Source organism: Pseudomonadota bacterium (genome assembly GCA_010028905.1).
GTDB lineage: Bacteria > Vulcanimicrobiota > Xenobia > RGZZ01 > RGZZ01 > RGZZ01.
Genome location: RGZZ01000244.1, coordinates 1 through 7,530, shown reverse-complemented (window position 1 = coordinate 7,530; position 7,530 = coordinate 1). Strand labels below are relative to the sequence as shown.

General features: G+C 66.5%; 5 protein-coding genes. 4 read left to right on the top strand and 1 reads right to left on the bottom strand.

Going from position 1 to position 7,530, the window contains the following annotated elements; translation table 11 throughout:
• Positions 1–1,078, top strand: a 1,078-nt coding sequence (locus EB084_15590; protein ID NDD29681.1) for a hypothetical protein, incomplete at its 5' end; no start/stop codon positions are given.
• A gap of 36 nt (positions 1,079–1,114) precedes the next feature.
• Here EB084_15590 and EB084_15585 read toward each other — a convergent pair.
• Positions 1,115–2,542 (bottom strand): hypothetical protein, encoded by a 1,428-nt coding sequence (locus EB084_15585; GenBank protein NDD29680.1) that lies wholly within the window; start codon positions 2,540–2,542, stop codon positions 1,115–1,117.
• 254 nt (positions 2,543–2,796) lie between these two features.
• Between EB084_15585 and EB084_15580 the strand changes: the two genes are divergently transcribed.
• From EB084_15580 to EB084_15570, 3 genes are all read left to right on the top strand, one after another.
• The gene (locus EB084_15580) at positions 2,797–4,197 is read left to right on the top strand and encodes an efflux RND transporter periplasmic adaptor subunit (protein ID NDD29679.1); all 1,401 of its coding nucleotides are present in this window, start codon (positions 2,797–2,799) and stop codon (positions 4,195–4,197) included.
• A complete protein-coding gene (locus EB084_15575) occupies positions 4,194–7,307 on the top strand; it encodes an acriflavine resistance protein B (protein ID NDD29678.1) in 3,114 nt (1,037 codons plus the stop codon). Before EB084_15580 ends, EB084_15575 begins: the two co-directional genes overlap by 4 nt.
• Positions 7,304–7,530, top strand: a 227-nt coding sequence (locus EB084_15570; protein NDD29677.1) for a hypothetical protein, incomplete at its 3' end; no start/stop codon positions are given. The genes EB084_15575 and EB084_15570, both read left to right, overlap by 4 nt.

Below are 7,530 nucleotides of genomic sequence, written 5' to 3'. Positions count from 1 at the left end.
AGACCTCACGCCGCACTACCTCGCCAGGCTGCCCACGTGCCCAGCCGCATCCGAGCAGCCCTACTCCCTGTCGTCGAACGCAGCCCCCGCGGCCTACACCGTGACGTGCGAGGGTTGGAGCCACAAAGACGCGCACATCGCGCGGCGGCTCCCGCTTCTCAGCACAGCGAGCGGCGCACCGAAGGTCATCGACAGAGACCCCGCCCTCGATCTCACACCAGCGACGCCAGAGCAGTTCTTCACGCGCGGGCTGGCCCGATACAATCTCGGAGAGTACGAACCGGCTCGGGAAGACCTGCAGCGGGCGGTCGACGCCGTCCCCACGTGGAGCGAGGCCTGGACCATGCTCGGCGCCGTTCTGAGTGAGCAGAAGCGCCACAGCGAAGCTGTCACGGCCTACAGCCGCGCCATCGCCATCGTCCCGTCGGTCGACGCCTACGTCGGCCGCGGCCTGTCGAACAACGAGCTCGCCGACTACCCGCGCGCCCTGCAAGACTTCACCGAGGCAGACAAGCTGCACCCGAACGATCCCGACGTCCTCGAGAACGTGGCCTTCACCCAGTACAAGATGGGGAGCTTCGCGGAAGCCGTGAACACGAGCAACGCGATTCTCTCGCGCAGCCTCACCTCGAGCAACGCCTATGTGTGCCGCTACTGGTGCGCCCTGTGCGTGGGCAACGGCGCAGGTGCGGCCGCCGATGCCCAGAGCTTCCTCACCCACGCGGGCTGGAGATCGTACCAGTCGCCCTACTCAGTGATCATCGGGAGCCTCGGCTACACCCTCGACAAGCACCCTTCAGAGGCCACCGCGCTGCTGCAGACCGGGCTCGACCGCCTGTCTCACGACTGGCCCTACCCGTGCGTGCAGCACCTGGCGGGCCAGCTCGACGAGACGGCGCTGCTGAATGCCGCCACCGACGTCGAGAAGCAGACCGAGGCGCGTTGCTACATCGGGCTCAAGGCGGCCATCGAGGGCCGAACGAGCGACGCGCGAAAGGCCCTCGAGTGGGTGCGTGACAACGGCTACAAGCCATTCTTCGAGTACCGCGCCGCACTGGCATGGCTCGCTCGGCTGTGATAGCGAGGGCGCCACGCCATCGAGCGAGGCGCAGACTCAGAAGATCTTGATGATCTTTGACGGGTCGGAGCCGTAGTCCTGATAGCGACGCGGCAGGCTCGAGACCCAGTCGTCGAGGCGCCGCATGAGGGCCTTCCCGACCTCGCTCGTACGGGGATCGGTGGGCTTGCGCTCGTCCGGATCATCCTTGAGGTTGTAGAGCTCCCACCGGTCGGTGTCGAGGGAGTGGATGATCTTGTAGTCGCCATCGAGCAGCGCGCGCTTGTGGCTGAAGAGGCGGTAGTCGGTCTCGGAGTAGACCGGGGGCAGCTCCGTGGTCTTCCCCTCGAGGAAGGGGAGCAGGCTCATGCCATCGAGACGCGGGGTTGCGACCTTGAGCACGTCGAGAACCGTGGGAAGCGCGTCCATCGAGCTGATGCGCTGCGTCACCACCCGCGGGGCCATGCCGGGGATGCGCATCAGCACCGGCACGTGAATCATCTCCTGATACAGCGTGGGGCCGTGATCGATGTTGCCGTGCTCCATGAACTCCTCGCCGTGATCGGCAACCACCACGATGATGGTCTTGTCGGTGAGACCGAGGGCGTCGAGCTTCTTCAGGAACGCGGCGAAGTGGGCGTCGGCCAGCTGGATCTTCTCGTCGTAGAGCGCCTGGTAGAAACGCGCGTCGGCCTCCGAGAACTCGGCGGGCGTGAGTCCCGGCTCGTGGGTCGGGCTGTCGAACTTGTGCTGCAGCGCGCGCTCGCGAAAGCCCGCCTGCTCTTCCTTGTCGCCCTTCAGCGACCCCTTGTAGTCAGCGGCAAAGACGCGCTTGTAGCCCTGGGGCGGATCGTACTGCCCATGACAGTCATAGCCGTGCAGGAACATGAAGAAGCGCTGATCCTTGTGCGCCTCGAGCCATTGCTCCGCAGGCGGCTGCGAGTGGTCGAAGCCCCCAAACTTCACGTCATCGACGAACGTGTCGAAGTCTCGCCCGAAGCCGAAGCGGGCGCTCACCCCCGCGTCACCGGTGAAGCCGCCGAGAATGTACCCCGCCTTGTGGAGCAGCTGCGGCAAGGTGCCGACGGTGGGGCTGAGGGTGGAGTCGACCAGCTTGCCGTCTGGCGCCAGCGTGAGCTTGTTCACGACCCCGTGCACCGAGGGGAAGAGGCCCGTGAAGATGGCCATGGTGGCGGGCAGGGTCCACGAGGCGGGCGCAATGGCATTCTTGAAGACGATGCACGACTCGGCGAACTTGTCGAGGTTGGGCGTGGTCTTGCGCGCATAGCCGAACAGGCTGGTCTCCCGTGCCCGCATCGCGTCGAATGACACCAGCACGACGTTGTAGCCCGGCCCTCCCGCCGCGGTCTGCGTCGCCGGCGCGGACGGCTGCTTCTTGGGGCTGTCGGGCGTGCAGCCAGACGTGAGAAGGGCCGTGAGCATGAGCAGCCCCGAGACCACCCGAGAGAATCGCAACCTCGTCATCAGAAAAACTCACCTTGTGCGTGTTGTGCGCTGCCATCGGGCAGCGCGCGCCTGTGGGCGCCATCGTGCGGCCGCCCAATTCAACCCATTGTAGCAGGAAGATTCGGGAGGCTGGGAGTGCCTCCTATCAGATCTCCGGGTGACGTTTCCGCCACGAGACGGTGAATAAAGATCTGCTCACAAACAGAGGCCGCTGCAGGTGCGCCTCGGGGCGAGGTGCGAATCAAAGCCGCGCGCGCACCACAGCCGAACAGATGAGCACCCTACAGCAGAGCAGCACCCCCACCTCAGCCGACGCTCCCCCCGATTCCCCGGGGGAACCGAGCGGAGGACCTCCCTACGCGAATGCCGAGCAGCGCATCGCGCGCCTGGGGTGCGTCCTGCTGCTGCTGATCGTGCTGGGCGGAGGCCTGTTCGGCGGCCTGCGCTTCCTGCGCCAGCGCGAGGCCACACGCGGGAGCGGCCCGGACCGAAAGGGGCCGACCGTCATCCCGGTCACCGTGGCGCGAGCCGAGCTCGGAAGTGTGAGCAACACGCTGCAGGCGGTGGGCAACGTGCTGCCCCACCGCACCGTGGCGGTGACATCGCAGGTGGGCGGGCAGCTGCTGGCGGTGGTCTTCAAGCAAGGTGACTTCGTGCGCAAGGGGCAGGTGCTCTTCCAGGTCGATCCCCGTCCGCTGCAGGCCGCGCTCGATCAAGCCCACGCCGCCATCGCGCGCGATCGCGCGCAGATCGCCCAGGCGAGGCTCACGGTTGCGAAGGACCGCAGCCTCATCCGGCAGGCCGAGGCCAATCTCGCGCGAGATCAGGCCAGCTACGCGTATGCGGTCCGGCAGGACAAGCGCTACGGCAGCCTGCTCGCGAGCGGCTACGTCACCACCGAGCAGGCCGAACAGCAAGCCGCGGCCGCACGAAGCCAGAAGGGCATCGTCGATTCAGACACGGCCGCCATCGCGTCGGTTCGCGCCACCCTCGAGGTCGACGCGGCCAGCGTGAAGATCCTCGAATCGAATCTTGCCGCCGATGAGGCCGTGGCGAGAAACGCCACGGTGCAGCTCGGCTTCGCCACCATCCGGGCACCGCTGGACGGGCGAACCGGCAGCCTCAGCCTCTACGCGGGCGCGGTGGTGAAGGCCAACGACCCGACACCGCTCATCACCATCGACGAGATCACCCCGGTCTACATCGCATTCGCGGTGCCCGAGAAGCAGCTGCCCGCCATTCGACGCGCGCAGCGCATCGCGCCCATCGCCGTGACCGCCGCGGTGGGGGGAACGGAGGGAGAGGAACGAGGCCGCGTGAGCTTCATCGACAACGCCGTCGACACAAGCACGGGCACCATCACCCTTCGCGCCACGTTCGACAACCCGCATCATCGCCTCTGGCCGGGGCGCTACGCCAACGTGACGCTGCATCTCGGAAGCCAGCGCAACGTGGTGCTCGTGCCCGAACAGGCCGTGCAGCCCGGCCAGAGCGGCGACTACGTGTTCGTGCTCAGCGGCGACGACACGGTGGCGTCGCGCGCCGTCAAGGTCGACACGCGAGCCGACGGCAAGGCCGTCATCGCCGAAGGCTTGAAGGCGGGAGAGACCGTCGTCACCGACGGTCAGCTGCAGCTGACGCCTGGCGCCAAGGTGCGCGTGCACAAGCCGTGAACATCTCGGCGGTCTTCATCCGCCGTCCCGTCATGACCACGCTGGTCATGCTGGCCATCGTCGTGTTCGGCGTGCTGGGATTTCGTCAGCTGCCCATCAGCGATCTCCCTCAGGTCGACTTCCCCACCCTCATGGTGATGGCGAACCTGCCGGGGGCGAACCCCGAGACCATGGCCACCACCGTGGCCACCCCGCTCGAGCGTCAGTTCGCCACCATCGCCGGCATCGACTCCATCAGTTCGTCGAGCTCGACCGGGCAGACCACCATCGTCATCCAGTTCAATCTCACCCGCGAGATCGACGCCGCCGCCCAGGACGTCCAGACCGCCGTGGCCACGGCCATGCCCCTCCTGCCCCCCATGCCCACGCGCCCAACAGTGCGCAAGGCGAACCCGGCCGATGCCCCCGTGCTGTACCTCTTCCTGAGCTCGAAGACCCAGCCCCTCCACGTGGTCGACGACTACGCGGAGACCCTGGTCGCACAGCGCATCTCGATGGTCGACGGCGTGGCCCAGGTCAGTGTCTTCGGCGCCAAGAAGTACGCCGTGCGGGCGCAGGTGAACCCAGACCGCCTGGCCGCGCTGGGCATCGGAATCGATCAGGTGGCGCAGGCCATCCAGGCCGGCAGCGTCAAGAAGCCGACGGGAACGCTCCAGGGAGAGCACCTCGCCTACAGCGTGCAGGCCAACGACCAGCGGTTCGACGCGGCACAGTTCCGCCCGCTCATCGTCGCCGTGCGGCGCGGGGTGCCGGTGCGCCTCGAACAGGTGGCCGACGTCATCGACAGCGTCGAGAACGACAAGGTGGCCAACTGGACAGGCGATGGTCGCGCCATCGTTCTCGCCGTGCAGCGCCAGCCCAACACCAACACGGTGCAGGTCATCGAGAACGTGCACAAGCAGCTGCGGCTCCTCGCCGATCAGATCCCTGGGTCGGTGCGGCTCGGAGTGCTGTACGACCGCTCCCTCACCATCCGCGAGTCGGTGACCGACGTCGAGCACACCCTGGGCATCACGGTGGTGCTGGTGGTTCTCGTCATCTTCGCCTTCCTGCGCAACCCTGTCGCCACGCTCATCCCCAGCCTCTCGCTTCCCCTGTCGCTGCTCGGCACGTTCTTCTGCATGGCGTGGCTAGGCTTCTCGCTCAACAACCTGTCGCTCATGGCGCTGACGCTCTCGGTGGGCTACGTCGTCGATGACGCCATCGTGGTGCTCGAGAACATCGTGCGCCACATCGAGATGGGCAAGACCCCGATGCTGGCCGCCCTCGACGGCACCCGAGAGGTGGGGTTCACCATCGTGTCGATGACCGTCTCGCTCATCGCCGTGTTCACCCCCATCATCTTCATGGGCGGCATCGTCGGGCGCCTCTTTCGCGAGTTCGCCATCACCATCACCTGCGCCATCGCCATCTCGGGATTCGTCTCGGTGAGCCTCATTCCCATGCTCTGCAGCCGGATGCTGAAGGCCGCCCCCCCTGCTCATGGCCGCTTGTACCGCATCACCGAATCGGTGTTCGACGAGATGCGCAACCTGTATGCCGTGCTGCTGCGCATCACGCTGCGATTCCGCTTCGTGGTTCTCGTCGCGTCGATCGCACTCGTCTGGCTCACCGTGAAGCTCTTCGGCATGTGCTCGAAGGGCTTCATCCCCACCGTCGACACGAACCAGATCATGATCTCCACCGAAGGGCCGCAAGACATCTCGTTCGACGCGATGCAGGCGCATCAGCGCGAGCTCTCCGACATCATTGCCCGGCATCCGGCGGTGAACAACTTCATGTGCGCGGTCGGCGTGGGAGGAGCCAGCAACACGGGCAACGCCGGCCGGCTCTTCGTCACCCTGAAGCCGCGCAACCAGCGCACCATGTCAGCCGACCAGGTGGCGCAAGACCTGCGCCGCCAGTTCTCGCGCGTCGTGGGCATCAAGGCGTTCATGCAGAACCCGCCCTCGATTCGCATCGGCGGCATGATGACCAAGGGGCTGTACCAGTGCACCGTGCAGAGCCTCGATCTGAAGGCGCTCTACAGCGGCGCCGACAAGCTTCTCGCGCGCATGCGCGACATCCCCGGCGTGCAGGACGCCTCCACCGACCTGCAGACCGCTAGCCTCGAGGCTGACCTCGTCATCGATCGGGACAAGGCCTCGGCCCTGGGTCTCACCGCCCGCCAGATCGACACCGCGCTTGCCGAAGCCTTTGGCGCGCAGCAGATCTCCACGATCTACACCGAGCGCGACGAATACAAGGTCATCATCGAGGTCGCGCCGCGGTTCTACAAAGACCCCACCGTGCTCTCGAAGATCTACGTGCGCGGCAGCCACGGCCGCCTGGTTCCGCTGAGCACCGTCGCCCATCTCAAGACAGGTCTCGCGCCGCTGCTGGTGAACCACCTGGGGCAGCTGCCCGCGGCCACCATCTCGTTCAACCTTGCGCCCGGCACGTCGCTGGGAAGCGTCGTGGAACAGGTGCAGCGGTTCTGCCGCGAGACCTTGCCACGCGGGGTGACCGCGTCGTTCCAGGGGAACGCGCAGGCCTTCCAGTCGTCGGTGGGAGGCCTGCTCACGCTGCTCGTCGTGGCCATCCTGGTGATCTACATCGTGCTCGGCATCTTGTATGAGAGCTTCGCCCACCCCATCACGATCCTCAGCGGGCTGCCCTCGGCGGGCGTGGGGGCCATTGCCACCCTCATGCTGTTCAAGGTCGACCTCGACATCTACGGATTCCTCGGTCTGCTCATGCTCATCGGCATCGTCAAGAAGAACGCCATCATGATGATCGACCACGCCCTCGAGGCGGAGCGGAACGAGGGAAAGTCACCGGCAGAAGCCATCGAGGAAGCCTGCCTGGTGCGCTTCCGCCCCATCACGATGACCACCGTGGCGGCCATCATGGGTAGCCTGCCCATCGCCGTGAGCATGGGCGGAGGCGCGGAAGCCCGCCAGCCGCTGGGGCTCGCCGTGGTGGGCGGGCTCGTCGTGTCGCAGCTTCTCACCCTGTTCATCACGCCCGTGGTCTATCTCTACATCGAGCGCATCAGTGAGCGCTTCGGCGGCCGGAGAGGGCTCTCCCGGCCTCGCATCCTCCTCGATGGAGGCGGCGCGCGCGCATGAGCATCAGCGAGATCTTCATCAAGCGCCCCGTCATGACCACCCTGGTGATGGCCGCCATATTGCTGTTCGGCGTGCTGGGCCTGCGCACGCTGCCCATCAACGCGCTGCCCAACGTCGACTTCCCCACGATTCTCGTCACGGCGCAGCTGCCGGGCGCGAGCCCCCAGACCATGGCCGCCGCCGTGGCCACGCCGCTCGAGAAGCAGTTCTCGAACATCGCCGG

What these genes read in the sequence shown, in the direction of transcription:
- EB084_15580 (NDD29679.1), top strand. Translation starts at nt 2,797, where the DNA reads ATGAGCACCCTACAGCAGAGCAGCACCCCCACCTCAGCCGACGCTCCC.
- EB084_15585 (NDD29680.1), bottom strand. Translation starts at nt 2,542, where the DNA reads ATGACGAGGTTGCGATTCTCTCGGGTGGTCTCGGGGCTGCTCATGCTC.